The sequence below is a fragment of the Bacillus sp. MSP13 genome, assembly GCF_000815295.1.
Lineage (GTDB): Bacteria > Bacillota > Bacilli > Bacillales > Bacillaceae > Bacillus > Bacillus vallismortis.
The window spans coordinates 35,533-54,766 of the sequence record NZ_JXAQ01000005.1; the positions used below are offsets into that span (position 1 = coordinate 35,533).

Here is a 19,234-nt window from a genome sequence, read left to right on the forward strand (position 1 = left end):
TCCTCACTCTCCAAACAAATCATAGATTGCTTTTTGCTGTGATGTTTGTCTCATCAATGATTCACCGATCAGCACAGCTCGCGCTCCATGTTCTTTGACAAAAGTTAAGTGTTCTAAAGCACCGATCCCGCTTTCGCTGACAAGCAGTGATTCTTTCGGAACAAGAGATGCGATTTGTTCTGTCTGTTTTATAGAGGTTTCAAATGTTTTTAGATTTCGATTGTTGATGCCGAGAATATCAGGTGTGAACACTTTCAATATTTGTTCAAGCGTTTGTGCATCATGAACCTCCACTAACACGTCCAACTGCTTTTCACCTGCTTCCAGATACAGTTCATGAAGTTGGATAGGGTCAAGCACCTCACCGATTAATAATATGGCATCCGCTCCGATTCTTCTTGATTCCTCCACTTGCAAAGAATCAATAATAAAATCTTTCCTCAGTACAGGAATCGAAACAGCGTGCTTTACGTCTGATAAATAGCTGTTTTCCCCTTGAAAAAACGGGGTGTCAGTTAAAACGGAAAGCGCATCTGCTTCCGCAGTTTCATAGTCTTTTGCAATCCGCTCTGGGGCAAAATCCTTTTTAATAAGCCCTTTTGATGGCGATGCTTTCTTCACTTCGGCAATCAGCCCGATAAAACGATTCGGGCGTGCCAGCGCCTCTTTAAATGATCGTTTTTCGAAACACTGCTCTTCCGGCAGGATCAGTGTTTTTACTTCTTCTTTCTTTTGTTTGATGATGTTTTCAAGCATAGATCTCTTCCTCTTTCTGCTTTAGTCGTTCGAGCTGCGCGGCTGCGCCTCCGCTTGTAATCGTCTCTAACGCGAGCTCGGTTCCTTCCTTCAATGAGGCGGTGATCCCCGCCGTGTATATCGCAGCGCCTGCATTAAAAGCAGTAATAGATAAAGCGGAACTGCTGCTTTTATTTTCAAAAATATTCTGAATGAGAGAGGCGCTCTCTTTCGGTGACTGTACCTGTAACTCTTCAAGTCTGCCATTTGTGAAACCGAAATTTTCGGGTGAAACGGTATATTCCCGGCGCTCCCCGCCCTTTAATTCAATCACGTCGGTGGGTGCTGTAATGGAAAGCTCATCTAAACCGTCATGGCCGGATACAAACAGGACGTGCTCCGGCTGAAACGGCTCGAGCGCGCTTGCCATTAGCGCCGCTTTTTCTGCGGAATAAACACCGATCACTTGACGTTTCGCCTGTAAAGGATTGCTGAGCGGTCCGAGCAGATTAAATACCGTTCTAAAACCTAGTTCTTTTCTTGTACCGGCTACATGTTTCATAGACGAATGATAAAGCGGCGCAAAGAGAAATCCCATATTGTTTGTTTCAATGCTGTTTTTTACCTTTTCGGGAGTGGTTTGAATTGAAACCCCTAACTCCTCTAATACATCAGCGCTCCCGCTTTTAGAAGAGACAGAGCGATTGCCGTGCTTTGCGATTTTCGCCCCGGCTGCTGAGGCAACAATTGCTGATGCCGTTGAGATATTAAAAGTGGAAACACCATCTCCCCCGGTTCCGCATGTATCAACCACATCAGGAAGTCCATCGACTTTAAGAGCGCGCGCCCGCATCGCCTTCATAAAACCCGTAAGCTCTGCTGGCGTTTCTCCCCGATGGGCAAGAAGACACAATATACCGCCCATTTCAGAAGGAGCCATTTCCGCGGTGATCATCATAGTCATCAGCGCTTCAGCCTCATCGGCAGTAAGTGTTTTTCCGTCAACGCACAATTGTAGAAATTTGTTCATCGGCTTTATCCTCCTTGCTATGGAACATGTCTTCTGCAATATGAATTGTTTTCAGCAGCGCCCCCGCTTTATTGCAGCTTTCTTCATATTCAGCTTCCGGAACAGAATCCGCAACAACGCCAGCTCCTGCCTGTATAGATGCAACACCGTTCTTTACACTCATCGTGCGAATCGTAATACACGAGTCGATATTCCCGTCAAATCCGATGTAAGCGATACAGCCGCCGTATGTCTCCCTCGGTGTTGGCTCAAGCTCTTGCAAAAGCTGCATGGCACGGATTTTTGGAGCGCCTGTTAACGTTCCCGCCGGGAAAGCGGACATCAGTGCATCGACAGGATGAACCCCTTTTTTCAATCGGCCTGTAACCACTGAGATGATGTGCATAACATGCGAAAAAGAGACGATTTTGGTGAACTCCGGCACAGAAACAGATCCATATTCCGCTACTCTGCCGACATCGTTCCGGGCAAGATCAACGAGCATGTAGTGCTCCGCTTTTTCTTTTTCATCCTTCATCAGCTCAACTTTGAGGTTTTCATCCTCCTCTTTTTCAGCGCCTCTTTTTCTCGTCCCGGCAATCGGATGGATTTCCAAGTGCCCGTCCTGAACGTGGATTAACCGTTCTGGAGAACTGCCGACTATTTCTCTGTCTTGGAGTTTCATATAATACATATACGGAGAAGGATTGACGATCCTAAGCACTCGGTATAACTCAAAGGCCTCTGCTTTTATCGGAACCTCAAATTTTTGTGACAAAACGCCTTGAAAAATATCGCCCGCTTTTATATATTCTTTGATTTTCTCTACATCAGCCATAAAAGCCGATTTTTCATAATTAGAAGACACGGTTTCAAAGCTGGGTGTCTGATATGAATCAGCAGATAGAAACAACTCTTTTATATGTTTTTGATTCATCATTTTTTCAATGAGATCTTGGAGCTCCTGATGATGTTGATGAAACACATCGATTTTTTCGTTTTCTGTTTCTTGCCCATTGAGTCTCGCATATTGGATAAAGTGGACATTTTTGGTTTCATGATCATACGCAATTATGGTCTGGCAAACAAACAGCATACACTTTTCCATTCCAGTTTCTTTTGCATGCGGAGAAACAGAAGGCTCAATCAGCGGGATCATATCATAGCTTAAGTATCCGACAGCTCCGCCTACAAAAGGAATACCCAGATCCGGCGTTTTGATTTTGTACGTGGCATTCATCCAGTTCAGCACTTTTTTTAGTTCGTTTCCTGTGTAGAGAGATCTGCCGTCCTGATCAACAGCTGTAAAACGGTTCTGCTCTTCTTTCAGCGTAAGAAATGGATTCAGGCCGATAAATGAATATCTTGACCAACTGGATGTATCATCTTTGCTTTCAAGAAGATATGTAATCTCCCTGTCGAGCTTCTCTATCATTTGAATGGGTGTCAGCGTATCGACTGTGAAGGTCTCCACAATCGGTATCGTGTGGCAGGACAAACTGTCCTCTAAAAATGCAGAAATGTTTGATTGGAAATTCATTACTCTCACTCCTTTTGGCAAGGAGAATGAGAAGATGGCATGAGGGGATAAAACGATATAACAAATAAACCCAAAAGAAAGGCTTCTTTTGGGTAGAATAAACATACATGTCTCAGCTCAACTAGACTCATTCTCTGCTACCCTATTCTCTAACTCAACTCATTTCATCGCTTTATACACACTGTTGTGTATTTCTAAGCTGTTCCTATCGTATTACAATTCAGTATTTTTTGTCAATGATAAATCGGGTCTTAATACGACGGCTTTTTCTAAATACACATGTCTGATCTGATCCTGAGGAACATCTGTCTGGACGGTCATCATGACTCTTATGCACTTTTTCAGACCGCCGGTTACATCCATTTCCTGCATACATGTCACCGGCACATACTGCCAGCCTGAAAGCTCGCGAACAGCTTTTGCCGGAAAAACGGAGTGCAAATCAGGTGTCGCCGATAGAAGCATTTGAACAACATCTTCAGGATTTGTATCGTTTTCTTCTATCATTTTTTCCAACAGCTGTTTTGTTTTTTGTAAAATGTCTTCTTCAGTATCCCGTTCGACTGTAGTTGCTCCGCGAATTCCGCGAATCATCATGATGTCTCCTCCAATCGCCATTTGTTCAGCCAGCTCTCAAGTTCATGTTTGGAAAATGTGTGGTCAGCAACTTTTCCTAATTCGTTGAGCACGATAAACTGAATCATCCCGCCGCGGGTTTTCTTATCATTCATCATACGTTCTAAGAGAACCGATGTTTCCGCTTCTTTTTTGATTCTAGTTGGATACCCCAAGCCTTTTAGCCAGCTGACCAAACGGTTCCTGTCCATTTTACAGCCCGCTGTCTTTTCGCTTATATATAAAGCAAACTGCATCCCGAGAGCTACGGCATCACCGTGTGTGATCTGCCCGTATCCATATTCAGCCTCAACGGCATGGCCGAGCGTATGTCCGAAGTTTAAGTAAGCTCTGATTCCCTCTTCTTTTTCATCCTTCTGAACGACAGACGCTTTAATTGAAATGCCTTTAAAAATCATCTCATTCAGTTGGCTACTTGTGATATCGTGCAGTGAATGAATATGCAGCAGTTCTTCCAGAAACGCTTTGTCATAGATAAAAGCGTGCTTGATCACTTCAGCCATTCCGGACCGAAGCTCCTTTTCGGACAGAGAACGAAGGAAGTCTGTATCGTAGAGCACGGCTTTGGGCTGATAAAATGCACCGATTAGATTTTTTCCGAGCCGATGATTCACGGCCACTTTTCCTCCGACGGCGCTGTCATGCGCCAAAAGCGTCGTAGGCATTTGAATGAAATCAATGCCGCGCATAAATGTGGCAGCCACAAAACCGGCAAGATCCCCTACGACACCGCCACCGAATGCGATGATGCATGAGGAGCGATCCATATGAAAACGAATCGCTTCACTCTGCAGTTTTGTGTACATGTCCATAGATTTCGCCTGCTCTCCGCTCGGCACCGTCACTTTTTTCACAGGCCATTTTTCTTCAAGCAAATGAAGCATTTCATCGCCATACAGGCGATCCACCTCTTCATCCGTGACCAGCATAATCCGTGTTAAAGGCCTTTTTAAAGAGGTTAATAGTTTACAAGCCTCTTTTCTGATCCCTTGTCCGATAAAAACAGGATACGACGAGGCAGCGGTTTGAACATGCAGTGTTTTCATTAAAATTCCCTCGACAGCTTTCTCATATTTTCCACATTTTCTCTAATGCGGTCGATTTGATCGAAGCCGAATTGTTCAACGACTGCGTTCGCAATTTCCCATGCGACAGCAGCTTCAGCTACTACACTTGCCGCAGGCACTGCACAGCTGTCTGAACGTTCAATGCTGGCAGAAAACGGCTCTTTCGTTTCAATATCCACGCTTTTCAGCGGTTTATACAGAGTCGGAATCGGCTTCATGACCCCGCGGACAACAATCGGCATTCCTGTTGTCATGCCGCCTTCCAGTCCACCGAGTCTGTTTGTAGCGCGAGTATATCCCTTTTCCTCGTCCCACATGATCTCGTCATGGACTTCGCTTCCATTTCTGCCGGCCGCTTCAAAGCCGATACCGAATTCAACACCTTTAAATGCGTTAATTGACAGTACAGCAGCAGCAAGTTTGCTGTCCAGCTTGCGATCATAATGGACGTAGCTGCCCACGCCTACCGGCATTCCCTCGACAACGACTTCTACAATTCCCCCGATGGAATCGCCGTTTGCTTTCGCTTCGTCAATGGCAGCCATCATTTTTTTGCCCGCTTCTTCATCGTAGCATCTGACCGGGGATTCCTCCGTGACACGCTGCAGGTCATCAATTGACGTATATTCTGTTTTCTCGGCTTTAACTGCGCCGATTTGCAATACGTGGCCCGCCACCTTAATGCCCAGTTCAGAAAGAATCTTTTTAGCGACAGCTCCTGCCGCCACTCTGACAGTTGTTTCCCTTGCTGAAGAGCGCTCCAGTACATTTCTCATATCACGATGATTATATTTAATCGCACCGTTTAAGTCAGCATGCCCCGGTCTCGGTCTGGAAATTTGCCGCTTCATTTCCTTTTCTTCTTCCTCTGTAATCGGAGCCGCACCCATGATTTTCGTCCAGTGTTTCCAATCGTTGTTTTCTACTACGAGAGCAATTGGTGAACCGAGCGTGCGGGCATGGCGAACCCCGCTCATAATTTTTGCCTGGTCTTTTTCAATCTGCATGCGGCGGCCGCGGCCGTGGCCTTTTTGGCGTCTGGCAAGCTCAAAATTGATATCTTCCTCCGTTATGTAAAGCCCGGCAGGCACACCTTCAATAATGGTTGTCAGTTGGGGGCCGTGTGATTCTCCGGCTGTTAAATATCTCATGACTTCTTCTCCCTTCATCGCATTAACGCTTTTAAGTAAAACTACTATAACATATTTTTCAGCAAAAAGTCAGTCTATCTTTTTTGATAAAAGAATGTATCGGCTGAAATCAGGCCGAATTTCTCAGGATTGAAGATTTGTTCGGTGCTTCCGACAAAGAGAACCCCATTCTTTTTCAAGCTCTGTGCCATTTTTAAATAAAGCCCTTCCTTTGCGCTTTCTGTAAAATAAATCAGTACATTGCGGCATACGATTAAGTCAAAGTCTTGTTCATAACGGTCCGCCAGCAGATTGTGCTTTTTAAAGGTAATATTTTTTTTGATTTCTGGTTTTACTTCATAGCTTCTGTTTGCATGCTGAGTAAAATAACGATCTTTCACAGAAGATGGCACTTCCTGTAAAGACCGCTCCTGATAGACGCCTTTTTTCGCCTTATCCAATGCTTTTTCATCAATATCAGTCGCCAATATCTGAAAGCCGGAAAGGTCTTTTTGCTGATTCAACAGCATGGCAAGCGTATAAGGTTCCTCACCCGTTGAGCAGGCGGCACTCCATATCTTCAAAGGCTTAGAGCTCTTGATTAACGGCAGAATAGCAGTCTCTAGCACTTCCCATCTTTTATAATTACGATAAAATTCTGAAACATTAATTGTCATTCTGTCCAATGTTTCAGTTAAAAGAGCCTGATCCTTTTCCAAGGCCGCCGCAAAATCCTTAAAGCTTTGAAACCCCTTTTTCTCATAAAGCGACGTCAGCCTTCTCTTCATTTGTGCTTCTTTATATAATGTCAAATCGACTCCTGTTAATTGTTTCCACTTTGTGATAAATACGCTGTATGTGTCCATCTCTACTCTCCCAGTCTCGCTGTCTTTTTGTCCTAGTATAGCTTGTTTTCTCAGGAAATTGTATGGTTTCAATAAAAAAATCAGCTTTTCAGCTGATTTTAAATCGCAGGGCAAGGCAGGAGTATGATAAACGCTGCCAGTTCACCCTTTATTCACTTCATGTAAACCTTTACAAAAAAACCGAAAACCGGCGGAATTACAGCGTGCCGGCCCTGTTGTATGTTTTCATCATAATTAATAGATCCAGCCTGCCATGAGCTGTTGATATGATACTAATTCTTCATTCTTAAAGAAAATATTAATCTCGCGTTCAGCGCTTTCGAGAGAATCAGAGCCGTGGATGATGTTTTTTCCGACAAACATGCCATAGTCTCCACGAATCGTACCAGGTAAAGCTTCTTTTGGGTTAGTCTTTCCGATCAGCTGTCTTGTCACTTCAATGACATTTTCGCCTTCCCAAACCATTGCGAATACAGGTCCTGAAGTAATAAACTCAACGAGCTCTCCGAAGAAAGGCTTACTTTGATGTTCGGCGTAGTGTTGCTCAGCCATTTGTTCAGTCACTCTCATTAGCTTGGCTCCAGATAATTGTAAACCCTTGCGTTCGAACCTGGATAAAATATCACCAATGAGCTGGCGTTGCACACCGTCTGGTTTCACCATGATAAAAGTCTTTTCCATCACATTCTCCACCCCATCATTATGTATAGGCTTTCACACTGCACACCGAAATCGTAACATCTTTCTGACAATTAATCAATCCGGGGCGGAGAAATTTCTTAATATCTACAAAATTAGAATTTTCTTTTGCCGATATATTTTGCAATAGCCGCAAGAGATGAGCGTGCGCGCCCTCTCGGAAGCGTGTTTAATTTTTGGAACGCTTTTTGCAGATACATTTCGCTTACTGCCATAGATGCTTCAATTGCATCTGTTTTTTTTATTTCTTCAATGATCGGTTCAAGCTGTTCCTGTGTTGTCTCACTGTTAATCAATTTAAGCTGATTTTTCAACGCTGGATTTTTCAGGGCATACAGCACTGGCAATGTGACATTTCCTTGAAGCAAATCTCCTCCAACAGGTTTGCCCAGCTCTTCTTCCGATGAAGTAAAATCAAGAATATCGTCAATGATTTGATATGACATGCCGACGTAATACCCAAACCAGTACAGCGCCTTATGAATCTTTTCATCAGCGCCGGACGCAATGGCACCGAGCTGGCAGCTGACCGCAATCAGAAGCGCCGTTTTTCTTTTGATGCGGCGGAGATATGTTCTGAGATTCTGTTCCATATTGTATTTGTCTTTGATCTGCTCAATTTCCCCGAGACAAACTTCAACAATCGTCTGTGACAAAATCCTATGGGCTTTCGGTTCGTTGATTCTTGTCATCATTTCAAGAGAACCCGCAAGCATATAATCACCTGTGTACATTGCAATACGATTGTCCCACTTTGCTTTGATTGTCGGCTTCCCTCTGCGAAGCTCCGCATCGTCAATGACATCGTCATGAACCAAAGATGCCATGTGAATCATTTCCAAAGTGACGGCGACATATTTTATCCTATTGATATCATAATCGCCAAACATGCCGGAAAGCAGCACGAAAACAGGGCGAATACGTTTCCCTCCCGCCTGCAGCAGATGAAGACCCGCCTCGCTTAAAAGCGGGTAATCGGAACGTACGGTTTGTTCAAGTTCTCTTTCGATTACATCAATATCGTCATTTAAAAAAGAGTAGGCCATTTTAAATTTCATATCATTCACCCAAACATCTATGTTTTCATTTCCATCCGATATGCGTGGCAGCGACTCCGCCAGTAAACGAATGATATTTGACATTTTTTAAGCCCGCCTCTTCAAACAGGCCTGCCAGTTCTTTCATACCAGGGAATTCTCTGGCTGATTCTTGAAGCCAAGAATATTCTTTGTAGCTCTTTGCAAACAATTTCCCGAAAAACGGCATCATATACTTAAAGTACATAAAGTAAGCCTGTCTGAATCCGAACGTTTCCGGCTGGGACGTTTCCAGACATACCACCTGGCCGCCCGGCTTCACCACACGTCTCATCTCTTTCAGGACGGTCAAGTAATCGGGAACATTGCGCAGTCCGAAGCCAATGGTGACATAGTCAAATGTATCATCATCAAAAGGAAGCTCCATCGCATTTCCGTGCAGCAGTTCGATTTGGCTGAATCCGCCTTCTTTTACTTTCTGCTGGCCGACACTCAGCATATTTTCACTGAAATCCAAGCCCTTGACCTCACCGCTTTTACCAGCTGCTTTTGCAAGAGCAATCGTCCAGTCAGCCGTTCCGCAGCAGACATCAAGTGCATTGGCGCCTTCTTTTACATTCATGATGCGCATCGTTTTATCGCGCCATTTTTTATGCTGCTGAAAACTGATGACAGAGTTCATTTGGTCGTAGTTTTTATATATTTTTTCAAATACCCCGTGTACGCGCTGTTCTTTCGAGTCCTGCATAATGGTCTACCCTTCTTCCACTTTCTGATAGGTTTGATCCTGGCTGATCGTCTTCAGACGGTTTAATAAAATATGCTGAATAGGTGAATTTAGAGGCAAAAGTGACTCAATGCTGTTTTTCGCTTTTTCAAAACAATCTTCTAATATCTCTTCTTTTGTTTTTCCCAGCTGTATAAAACTGCCGATCACATCCAGAAAAGAATCATTTCCGTTCATAAGCCGCTTAAATACAAAAAAATCACTCGACAGCTTTTTCCAGCGCGGAAGGTTAAAGTGTTCCGCCACCCGATGGAATAAAGCTGATTCAACAATGCCGACACTTTCGAAAAAATCATGTTCATCCTTGAAAGAACGGTCATATAGCCGAATTTTATGTTCATTGATTTCTTTGATAGCTGTAGCAAGCGTCCGAATCATGTAGATGTCCTTCATTTCAGATAGTAAAGAGTAGTACAGCCCGCTGAAATAATCACCTGCGAGAACAGTCAATTGGCGGTTTTTGTTTTCATCTCGTTTTATGACTCTGGCTGTTGTCACTTCATCATGGGTATCAAGGGCGCTTTGTACAAGCATCGCTGTTACAATATAATTTTCTCTGTCATTGTTTTTTATGTCGGCTTCCTCAAATAAAGCATGAAAAAGAAGAAGCTTATCCTCATCAATTTTTGGCGCAGAAATATGCTTCGCTAAATAAGGATGAGACAGCTTTTGTTTTAATGTCGTGTTCAGATTGGCTAAAGTTCCGTAGATGTCTTGCAAAAATATCACCCTTGTCCCCAAATTCACATTTATTTCTTAATCTATGTATGAGTTTTATCTTTTCATTCACTTACGCACGTATTATTATAGCATAAAAAAAAGAAATTGGCTGTATCCTCCCGCTGTTTGCGAGCATTTGCTTTTAACAGCGGGGACAGCCAGCTTATTTTTTTTCGCTTTTCATTTCTCCGTATGCGGTTTGAATGAGTGCCTCTCCTCTGACTTTAATGGCCGAAGTATGCTCTGTAAACTGAGCGATGATCACTTCTCCCTTGTCGAGTTTCTCTGAATGGTGAAACTTTGTATCGGTTCCTCTTGTCAGGCCGATCACATTCACTCCGTCTTCAACCGCTTTAATGATGACATAATCACTTGAATGCTTTTCGTTCATTTATAGCACCCTCTATCTTTATTAGTCCTGGCGTTTAATATGCTCCAATACTTCGGCACGGGCAGCTGCGTCATCTTTAAAAATGCCTCTGACCGCTGAAGTGACAGTTTTTGCACCTGGTTTTCTTACACCGCGCATCGTCATGCACATGTGTTCTGCTTCCACCACTACCATTACGCCATACGGGTCAAGCGTTTCTTCAATGCTTTCCGCAATTGTAGAAGTGATGCGCTCCTGAAGCTGAGGACGCTTTGCAACGGCTTCGACGGCACGCGCCAATTTACTGAGCCCTGTAACTTTTCCGCCTCGCGGTATATATGCAACGTGTGCTTTTCCATAAAAGGGAACAAGGTGATGCTCACACATAGAATGAAACGCGATATCTTTTACAAGAACAAGCTCCTCATGGTTTTCACCGAAGATAGTCTGGAAATGTTCTTTTGGATCTTCATTTAAGCCGGAGAATACTTCGGCGTACATCTTTGCGACTCGTTTCGGAGTATCAAGAAGCCCTTCTCTATTCGGGTCTTCTCCGATCGCTTCTAAAATTTGACGAACAGCTTGTTCGATTTGCTCTTTATTAACTTCTTTCATGTTCTATGTCCTCCACCAATGAATACATTTAATTTCGATTCTAGCACACATGCCCCGCTAAAAGCAAAGTGAATGCCCTGTCAGGAAGCCCATGCCCTTGAAATATGAAAAGCCCCTTGGAAAGGGGCTTTTCTGTGAAGAAATAAAGTGTATGTAAGCTAGATGCATACACGATCTATATTCACGATTATTTTCCGGCAACTGCGTCTTTAAGCGCTTTACCTGGTTTGAAAGCAGGTACTTTGCTTGCTGGAATTTCGATTTCTTCACCTGTTTGAGGGTTGCGTCCTTTACGTGCAGAACGTTCACGCACCTCAAAGTTACCAAAACCGATCAGTTGGATTTTATCACCGTTTTTAAGTGCATCTAAGATCGTATCAAAAACAGAGTCAACTGCTTTTGTAGCGTCTTTTTTAGACAATTCGCTTGCTTCTGCAACCGCATTGATAAGTTCTGTTTTGTTCATGCCTTTCACCTCCTCCCAAAAGGAATTCATTCAGTTCGTTTATTATCATTTCTTCACAGTTCAGTCTGATTCTAAACCTAGCTCAGAAAAAAATCAGAGCAGGCAAGAGAAAGACAATTAAACGGCTTTTTAAGAAAAACTGCACTCTGAGGAATGTTTGTCCAACAAAGTGAAGAATTTCTGTATGTAGAGTAACACATATAAAAAGTCATATCAAGCATTTTAAAGCGTCAATCCCTTGCTCGTCAAGGATTTAACGTGATTTACCGAACAAATATTCCTTTTTTCCTTTTTTCATCCTATTCCTTGATCCTTTTCCATTATTAAGAGCATAGAAAAAAGACCTCTATTCTATAAAGAGGTCTTCCGATATTACAGGATGATGGCGATTAAACCGCCAGAGCCTTCGTTTATAATTCTTTCTAACGTTTCTTTTAATTTGTATCGTGCGTTTTCAGGCATTAATGACAGCTTGGCCTGAATCCCTTCTCTCACAATTGAGCTCAGTGACCTGCCGAAGATATCGGAATTCCAGATGGAGAGCGGGTCATCCTCAAAGTCCTGCATTAAATAGCGCACAAGCTCTTCACTTTGTTTTTCCGTTCCGATAATGGGCGCGAATTCGCTTTCGACGTCTACTTTGATCATATGGATCGATGGCGCGACAGCCTTCAGCCTCACACCGAATCGTGAGCCCTGCCGTATAATTTCCGGCTCATCGAGACTCATATCAGTTAAGGCAGGCGCTGCAATGCCGTATCCAGTCTGTTTGACCATTTTTAAAGCATCGGACACTTGATCATATTCTGTTTTTGCATGGGCAAAGTCTTGCATGAGTTCAAGTAGATGGTCTCTGCCTCTGATTTCAACACCCACCACTTCTTTCAGGATTTGGTCATATAAGTGGTCCGGCGCGTACAAATCGATTTCTGCCACCCCTTGGCCCAGCTCAATTCCTGCCAGCCCTGCACTTTCAATGAATTCAAACTCGCTGAATTGGCCGACAACCCGGTCTACATCCCGGAGCCGTTTAATATCCTTAACAGTTTCCTTCACGGATTCCTGATAGCTTTCACGCAGCCAATGGTTTTCTTTCAGCACCATGACCCAACTTGGGAGATTGACATTTACTTCAAGCACCGGAAACTCATAGAGGGCCTCTCTGAGCACGCTCAGCACATCTGACTCCCGCATGCTTTCCACGCTCATTGCCAATACCGGGATATCATATTTTTCGCTTAAATCCTGACGCATGGCTTCTGTTTCCGGATGATACGGCCTCACTGAGTTGATGACCATAATAAAGGGTTTCCCAACCTCTTTCAGCTCTTCAATGACTCTTTCTTCAGCCTCTATATAGTCACTTCTGGCGATATCTCCAATGGTGCCGTCTGTCGTAATGACAACTCCGATGGTCGAGTGTTCTTGAATGACTTTTCGTGTGCCAATTTCGGCAGCCTCATGAAATGGGATCGGTTCTTCGTACCAAGGCGTGTTAATCATCCGCGGCCCGTTTTCATCTTCATACCCTTTGGCGCCAGGTACTGTGTAGCCAACACAATCTACTAATCTTATATTGACATCGAGTCCGTCTGACACGTGAACAGACATCGCCTGATTTGGAACAAATTTAGGCTCTGTAGTCATAATCGTTTTGCCGGCCGCGCTCTGCGGCAGCTCATCCTGCGCGCGGGCCCGGTCTGCTTCGTTACTGATATTCGGGAGCACCACAAGCTCCATAAATTTTTTGATGAACGTGGATTTACCTGTACGGACAGCACCTACGACTCCTAAGTATATATCGCCTCCTGTTCGTTCAGCGATATCCTTGAAAATATCGACCTTTTCCAAGTGATCCCCTCCCGGACTTCCTATCCTTATCAATTTTATTAAGCTCTTTCATTCAAACACAGGACACTATATGTGTATGACGTTGTCCTATTTCAATATGACATCTTTAGAAAATTTCCCATCCTCAATCTATTAAAGTTTAAAAAAACCTTTCCCCCTATTTCTATGCAAGGGAGAAAGGTTCATTCCTTTTTCGTGTCATTTTCTAAAAAAACAGGTTCCTGTTGGTCATTTACCGTGTATTTCACAGAAAACGCAGGGACGAAGGGGGTTTCTTGCCAAATGATATCCTGAATTTCAGATCCGGGTTGAAACGTTTTTTTGCTTTTTTTGAGCCAAGAAGCCAGCTCAGTCCGGTAATCGGCATATATTTCTCCCTCTCCGTCAATCATAAGGGGCAGGGAGTTTCCTGATATTGGGCTTGTCACTGTAAGAGAACTTCCAACCCCCAGCTTCTTCTCATCGAGTGTAAATAAATCACGTGACAGCACATCCTGATAAGGCGGATATTGATGCTCCTGCCGGTACATTTGCACACGCAATGTCACTTCGCGGATTTTTTCAGCCATTTTCAGATCAATCAATTTAACAGTCGGATCGTTCTCTACGTCAACAAGCACGTATTGATAGTCTCCTCCGCTTTCATATGCCGTGCTTGGGGGTTCAGCCATATACCTTGGCGCTAAACGGTTAAAGTCTATCGGATATTTTTGATACAGCGGTGTCGACATATCTTTGGTTTGAATGGGGAGCAGCCCTCCATTTGCCTTTTGAAATTGATCAACAGCAGACTGGACCTGCTTTAACTGATCCTGATAAGGGATGGCATGTACACTGCTTTTCCGCTCATTTGGATATAAACAGCCCGATAACAACACGACGGCCGCAAAAATCATAGCGCACTTCAGTTTACCCATACAGCACTTCCTTTTACAGCTTTATTCATTGACAGGACCGCTGAACACCACGACAAGCACAATCATTCCTGATATGAGCATACACATGAAAGCAAACGATGAAACCACAATCTTCAGAAAACGGTTCCGAAGTCTAAACCGGCTTAAATAGATGGACGCTACAGCCAGAAACATCAGACCCATGGACCCAAGTGCAAACCACATTTTCATCAATGCCAGACTCAATGACCTGCGCCTCCCTAATATGTATGATGTAAGCGTTATATTTCATTTTAATATACAGCGCCGGGAGAGATCAACCAGATTTTCCATCCTTTGATAGAATAAAAAAACTGAAGCAAAGAGGGGGACCTTCGCTTCAGTCAAATTGACTATATTCACCTGAACGTTTATGAAACACTCTCTTGGACTTCGATGCTATAGTATGCGACGTGGCATACAGATGCATCCTCTATTGCCTAAATCAGCAAAATGTTTCAGGAGATCCCAAGACTTGGGTGTTCTACTGTTTTTCGGGCTTTCGTTCAATTAAGATATGCGGCTGACAATACGATTGACACTTTTACTTCGCTTGATTTTCAAACGTATTGACCAGACCCTCCATCTCGTGGGTTTTCCCTCTCGCCATTAAAGACTCGACAGCAGTTTCCACTTTTTGGCCGTTAAATAGAACTTGATGGAGTGCTTCTGTAATTGGCATCTTCACATCATATTTCTCCGAAAGCTGGTAAGCCGCTTTTGTCGTGCGGACGCCTTCGACTACCATCCCCATCTCTTCAAGAACGTCTTTGAGCTTGTACCCTTTTCCAAGCAAATTCCCGGCACGCCAGTTTCTGGAATGCACACTTGTACACGTCACAATCAGATCGCCCACTCCTGTCAATCCAGAAAACGTTAGGGGATTCCCGCCCATTTTCGTTCCGAGTCTCGCGATTTCGGCAAGTCCGCGTGTAATCAAGGCAGCTTTGGCATTATCGCCATACCCTAAACCGTCTGTAATTCCTGCGGCAAGCGCAATGATATTTTTTAAAGCTCCGCCGATCTCGACTCCGATAATGTCAGGGTTTGTGTACACCCGGAAATTGTGATTAATAAATAAATCCTGCACCTCTTCTGCCGCCCGCATACTCTTTGAAGAAGAAGTAACGGTCGTCGGATGGCGCAGCCCCACTTCTTCCGCATGACTCGGTCCGGAAAGGACAACAATATCTTTTCTGACATCGCCAGGAAGCTCGCCTTCCATAATCTCAGAAATGCGCAGGAGCGAATCAGGCTCTATTCCCTTGCTGACATGAACAAAAACTGCCTTTTTCGCAATAAAAGGCACAGCCTGTCCCAGGACTTCCCGAATCGCTTTTGTCGGAACCGCAACAATAATGAAATCCGCGTCCGAAACAGCTTTCTTCATGTCCGTTGTTGCCTTTATTGATTCCGGCAGTTTGACGTTCGGCAAATAATCCTTATTTTCATGCTGCTCATTGATTTGATCAATCAGATCTGCACGGTGCGCCCACATGGTTACATCGTGATGATTATCGGCTAGCACTAAAGCCAGTGCCGTTCCCCAGCTCCCCGCTCCGAGCATCGTGACTCTTTTCATATTTGCTTCACACCTTTTTATTTTCTAGCTCTTGCAAATATTTTAATTGGTGTCCCTTCAAAATCGAAGGCATCTCTGATTCGGTTTTCTAAAAAGCGTTCGTACGAAAAATGCATTAACTCCGGATCGTTTACAAACACAACGAAACTCGGCGGTTTTACCGACACTTGCGTTGCATAATAAATCTTTAAACGAGAACCGTTATGAGTCGGCGTCGGGTTCATTGCCACAGCATCCATGATGACATCATTTAAGACATTCGTTTGAACGCGCAGTGAATGGTTTTCACTCGCTTTGATAATCGCAGGCATCAGCGTATGAATCCGTTTTTTCGTTAAGGCTGACATGAATAGGATTGGCGCATAACTCAGAAATTGAAAATGGTCACGGATATTTTCTTCGAATTCTTTCATCGTGCTTTCATCTTTGTCGACAGCGTCCCATTTGTTTACGACGATTACGACAGCTTTGCCCGCTTCGTGTGCGTAACCGGCGATGCGCTTATCCTGTTCAATAATGCCTTCTTCGCCATCCAGCACAACCGCAACGACTTCTGAGCGGTCGATTGCTTTCAGAGCCCGCAGCACACTGTACTTTTCAGTCGTTTCATATACTTTCCCTTTTTTTCGCATACCGGCAGTATCGACAATAACAAACTCCTGCTGGTTGTACGTAAATGACGTATCAACAGCATCTCGTGTCGTTCCTGCCACGTTGCTCACAATGACGCGTTCCTCGCCGAGCATCGCGTTCACAAGTGACGATTTTCCGACGTTCGGGCGTCCGATCAGGCAGAATTGAACCACTTCTTCATCATATTTGGTCTCTGGAATGTTTTTGAAATGCTCTGCCGCTGCATCCAGCAAATCACCCAGTCCGAGTCCGTGTGTTCCCGAAATGGGATACGGCTCACCAAAGCCAAGCGAATAAAAATCATAAATATTCGCTCTCATTTCTGTGTTATCCAGTTTATTGACTGCCAAAACAACTGGCTTTTTCGTGCGGTACAAAATTTTCGCAACTTCTTCATCGGCAGCAGTCACGCCTTCACGTCCGTTCACCATAAAAATGATCACGTCCGCTTCATCCATGGCGATTTCAGCCTGCTGGCGAATTTGCGCTAAGAACGGCTCATCACCGATATCAATACCGCCAGTATCAATCAAATGAAAATCATAATTCAGCCACTCAGCCGAGCTGTATATCCGATCCCTTGTCACACCAGGGGTATCTTCTACTATTGAAATTCTTTCTCCCGCAATCCGATTAAAGATTGTGGATTTTCCTACATTTGGTCTCCCGACAATGGCTACGACAGGTTTACCCATAGTACCCTTCCTTTCGATCCAGCCGCTTTCATTTTTACATAAATTTTCAACCGGTTATTAAAATCATTTCATTCACTTTTATGAAAAGAAACCCTTCAGAGGAAGGGCTTAACTCATTTATTATATCAGTTTTTACTCGGATCACAACTATTCTTAAAAATGTTTCACGATCAAATACACGTCATCTCCAATTTTATGCGCGATTCCATCAAGGATCGCCTCTAGATTTGTAGCGAAAAGCTCCATTTCCTTTCGGTCATTGCAAAAAAAGACAGGAGCTCCCCCTGCAGCCCGATTGCGGTTTGTCGTGATCACAGACAAAATCATTTTCGTGAGAGATTCGCTCATTCTATCACCTTATCCTGGTTCTTGATAAATTCCGTCGGCATTCTGATCGCATTTTCTAAAGTCGGGACATTGCTGATAATCTGAACAGCTGTGTCAGGGTGGTTTATTTGCGGCAGAACAAAGACCGCCACTCTCCCGTCATTCAGGTCGCGTTTTGCAATTGGAGTCAAAGACGGTTCACCCGAGTCCCGATAAACCCCGAGCACATTGGAAACATCAAATAAAATGGCCTGGCGCTGCCCTAAGTTGGCAATCGTCGCTGCTGAATTAAAGTTTTTTGGCGTTAAAATAAATCCCATGCCGTGCTTTAAAATCAGCTCCTGTTTTTCGGGAAGCCCAATATTCATCATATAAATATTATCAACAAACAGTCCCGGACCGTCAAAGTGCGGCTTTATGTACTCGATCGTTACGATATCTTTCAACACACTGCCCGACATAAATTTCATTGCCAGCAGGAAACAAACAACAGCCGCTATGATAGCAGCCCAAATGGAAAAAAACACATACGCGGAGGTTGTCAAAAGAGCTGTAAAGATCACGATATAATTTCTGCTTTCAAACGCAATGGCAATGCCCTCAATATATGTGCTTCCCCTTGAGACAAGCTCATATGAATCCATTTGCGTCAGCGTGTTCCGCTCCATGTTTCGGACATCTCTAAATTGGGTCGCTGCCAGCGTTAAAAATGTGATGGCCGTAAATTCCTCCTGCAAAAGCGCCGGCAAAACAATTGCCCCTAAACCAGCCGCTATCAGCCCTAGTGCAATGTGAATCACTTTCCCATGAACATAGGTCGGATACTGACGGTAATCCGTTTTAAGCATATAAAGCCTTGTCGCGACTCCGGAAATGACCCCTGCAATAATCGGATAAATGTAATCACTCATGACATTTTGGTAGCTCCTTTGTTTGATCTTTTGCTTTTTTGACCAATCTGGCTTGCGAGCTGCTCGTATTTGGCTATGCCAAACAGTAATATTACGCCTCCGGAACACGCATTCAGCCATTGAAATCCGCCGACAGCCAAAGCCATGGCCAACTTCTGAATCAAGAATGAATAGACCAGTTCGCCTTGGCACATCCCTAGGATAAATAAAGCAAGCTGCTTCTGGAAATCCCTTTCAACCGAAGCTGTCAAAAGCACTAGTAAAATTACAGCAACCCACTCAGGGTTTATGATGAACCAAACCGGATCATATAATGCAAAAAGATACACAAACGCATACCCGGCAACAAGCGTCAGATAGACCATGATATAGCGGAAACGATACATTCCCAAATACCCTGCATAGACACTCCCGCAGACGAAAAACATCATATAAGCAGCATTCAGGGAAAAATATAACGTGATGTCATGTATGCTTAGGATCATATTAGTCAAAATAAAGACAGAGACGGCAAACCGTCTTTTCGTCTTTGCAAAAATAAAGGTTGTCAAGACCCACAAAAACCACATTGACCAATAGTAATAAAATTGTTCCATTTCTCTTCCTCCATACTCCCAGTATGG

Annotated in this window: 22 protein-coding genes; all 22 read right to left on the bottom strand. The window is 43.9% G+C overall.

The genetic code is table 11. The features are described from left to right. Positions 1 to 3 precede the first annotated feature (3 nt). The gene (gene trpC / locus SC79_RS06105; RefSeq protein WP_039074314.1) at positions 4 to 756 is read right to left on the bottom strand and encodes an indole-3-glycerol phosphate synthase TrpC; all 753 of its coding nucleotides are present in this window, start codon (positions 754 to 756) and stop codon (positions 4 to 6) included. After that, positions 749 to 1,765 carry an anthranilate phosphoribosyltransferase gene (gene trpD, locus SC79_RS06110; RefSeq protein WP_039074315.1) on the bottom strand — a complete coding sequence of 339 codons (1,017 nt, stop codon included), beginning with the start codon at positions 1,763 to 1,765 and terminating at the stop codon, positions 749 to 751. The genes trpC and trpD overlap by 8 nt, the downstream gene beginning before the upstream one ends. Next, positions 1,737 to 3,284, bottom strand: coding sequence for an anthranilate synthase component I (gene trpE, locus SC79_RS06115; RefSeq protein WP_039074316.1), 1,548 nt, complete (start codon positions 3,282 to 3,284; stop codon positions 1,737 to 1,739). Before trpE ends, trpD begins: the two co-directional genes overlap by 29 nt. A gap of 213 nt (positions 3,285 to 3,497) precedes the next feature. Continuing rightward, on the bottom strand, positions 3,498 to 3,881 hold the full coding sequence (gene aroH / locus SC79_RS06120; protein ID WP_039074317.1) for a chorismate mutase: 384 nt from the start codon (positions 3,879 to 3,881) through the stop codon (positions 3,498 to 3,500). Then, positions 3,878 to 4,966, bottom strand: a complete 1,089-nt coding sequence (aroB, locus tag SC79_RS06125; protein ID WP_039074318.1) for a 3-dehydroquinate synthase — start codon at positions 4,964 to 4,966, stop codon at positions 3,878 to 3,880. The genes aroH and aroB overlap by 4 nt, the downstream gene beginning before the upstream one ends. Further along, the gene (aroC, locus tag SC79_RS06130; protein WP_010330511.1) at positions 4,966 to 6,138 is read right to left on the bottom strand and encodes a chorismate synthase; all 1,173 of its coding nucleotides are present in this window, start codon (positions 6,136 to 6,138) and stop codon (positions 4,966 to 4,968) included. The genes aroB and aroC overlap by 1 nt, the downstream gene beginning before the upstream one ends. A gap of 74 nt (positions 6,139 to 6,212) precedes the next feature. Beyond that, positions 6,213 to 6,983, bottom strand: a complete 771-nt coding sequence (locus SC79_RS06135) for a protein-glutamate O-methyltransferase (RefSeq protein ID WP_039074319.1) — start codon at positions 6,981 to 6,983, stop codon at positions 6,213 to 6,215. Between the two features lie 234 nt (positions 6,984 to 7,217). Next, the gene (ndk, locus tag SC79_RS06140; protein ID WP_082022576.1) at positions 7,218 to 7,667 is read right to left on the bottom strand and encodes a nucleoside-diphosphate kinase; all 450 of its coding nucleotides are present in this window, start codon (positions 7,665 to 7,667) and stop codon (positions 7,218 to 7,220) included. A gap of 110 nt (positions 7,668 to 7,777) precedes the next feature. After that, positions 7,778 to 8,740 carry a heptaprenyl diphosphate synthase component II gene (hepT, locus tag SC79_RS06145; RefSeq protein ID WP_010330508.1) on the bottom strand — a complete coding sequence of 321 codons (963 nt, stop codon included), beginning with the start codon at positions 8,738 to 8,740 and terminating at the stop codon, positions 7,778 to 7,780. Between the two features lie 25 nt (positions 8,741 to 8,765). Further along, entirely contained in the window at positions 8,766 to 9,467 is a 702-nt protein-coding gene (gene menG, locus SC79_RS06150) for a demethylmenaquinone methyltransferase (protein WP_039074321.1), read from the bottom strand. 6 nt (positions 9,468 to 9,473) lie between these two features. Continuing rightward, a complete protein-coding gene (hepS, locus tag SC79_RS06155; RefSeq protein ID WP_039074322.1) occupies positions 9,474 to 10,226 on the bottom strand; it encodes a heptaprenyl diphosphate synthase component 1 in 753 nt (250 codons plus the stop codon). 163 nt (positions 10,227 to 10,389) lie between these two features. Further along, positions 10,390 to 10,617, bottom strand: a complete 228-nt coding sequence (gene mtrB / locus SC79_RS06160) for a trp RNA-binding attenuation protein MtrB (protein ID WP_010330505.1) — start codon at positions 10,615 to 10,617, stop codon at positions 10,390 to 10,392. Positions 10,618 to 10,638: 21 nt separating this feature from the next. Then, a complete protein-coding gene (gene folE / locus SC79_RS06165; protein WP_010330504.1) occupies positions 10,639 to 11,211 on the bottom strand; it encodes a GTP cyclohydrolase I FolE in 573 nt (190 codons plus the stop codon). Positions 11,212 to 11,398: 187 nt separating this feature from the next. Next, complete coding sequence (gene hbs / locus SC79_RS06170) at positions 11,399 to 11,677, bottom strand: non-specific DNA-binding protein Hbs (RefSeq protein WP_003153447.1); 279 nt, start codon at positions 11,675 to 11,677, stop codon at positions 11,399 to 11,401. A gap of 372 nt (positions 11,678 to 12,049) precedes the next feature. After that, positions 12,050 to 13,528 (bottom strand): stage IV sporulation protein A, encoded by a 1,479-nt coding sequence (gene spoIVA / locus SC79_RS06175; RefSeq protein WP_010330503.1) that lies wholly within the window; start codon positions 13,526 to 13,528, stop codon positions 12,050 to 12,052. A 182-nt stretch (positions 13,529 to 13,710) separates the two neighbouring features. Further along, a complete protein-coding gene (locus SC79_RS06180) occupies positions 13,711 to 14,445 on the bottom strand; it encodes a hypothetical protein (protein WP_039074323.1) in 735 nt (244 codons plus the stop codon). A 21-nt stretch (positions 14,446 to 14,466) separates the two neighbouring features. Beyond that, positions 14,467 to 14,670 (bottom strand): DUF2768 domain-containing protein, encoded by a 204-nt coding sequence (locus SC79_RS06185; RefSeq protein ID WP_039074324.1) that lies wholly within the window; start codon positions 14,668 to 14,670, stop codon positions 14,467 to 14,469. Positions 14,671 to 15,007: 337 nt separating this feature from the next. Beyond that, positions 15,008 to 16,045, bottom strand: a complete 1,038-nt coding sequence (locus SC79_RS06190; protein WP_039074325.1) for an NAD(P)H-dependent glycerol-3-phosphate dehydrogenase — start codon at positions 16,043 to 16,045, stop codon at positions 15,008 to 15,010. 17 nt (positions 16,046 to 16,062) lie between these two features. Further along, positions 16,063 to 17,373 (bottom strand): ribosome biogenesis GTPase Der, encoded by a 1,311-nt coding sequence (gene der / locus SC79_RS06195; RefSeq protein WP_039074326.1) that lies wholly within the window; start codon positions 17,371 to 17,373, stop codon positions 16,063 to 16,065. Between the two features lie 153 nt (positions 17,374 to 17,526). Beyond that, positions 17,527 to 17,721 (bottom strand): capping complex subunit for YIEGIA, encoded by a 195-nt coding sequence (locus tag SC79_RS06200; protein WP_010330498.1) that lies wholly within the window; start codon positions 17,719 to 17,721, stop codon positions 17,527 to 17,529. Continuing rightward, a complete protein-coding gene (locus SC79_RS06205) occupies positions 17,718 to 18,611 on the bottom strand; it encodes a YIEGIA family protein (RefSeq protein ID WP_039074327.1) in 894 nt (297 codons plus the stop codon). The genes SC79_RS06200 and SC79_RS06205 overlap by 4 nt, the downstream gene beginning before the upstream one ends. Further along, complete coding sequence (locus SC79_RS06210) at positions 18,608 to 19,207, bottom strand: YphA family membrane protein (RefSeq protein ID WP_039074328.1); 600 nt, start codon at positions 19,205 to 19,207, stop codon at positions 18,608 to 18,610. The genes SC79_RS06205 and SC79_RS06210 overlap by 4 nt, the downstream gene beginning before the upstream one ends. Positions 19,208 to 19,234 lie beyond the last annotated feature (27 nt).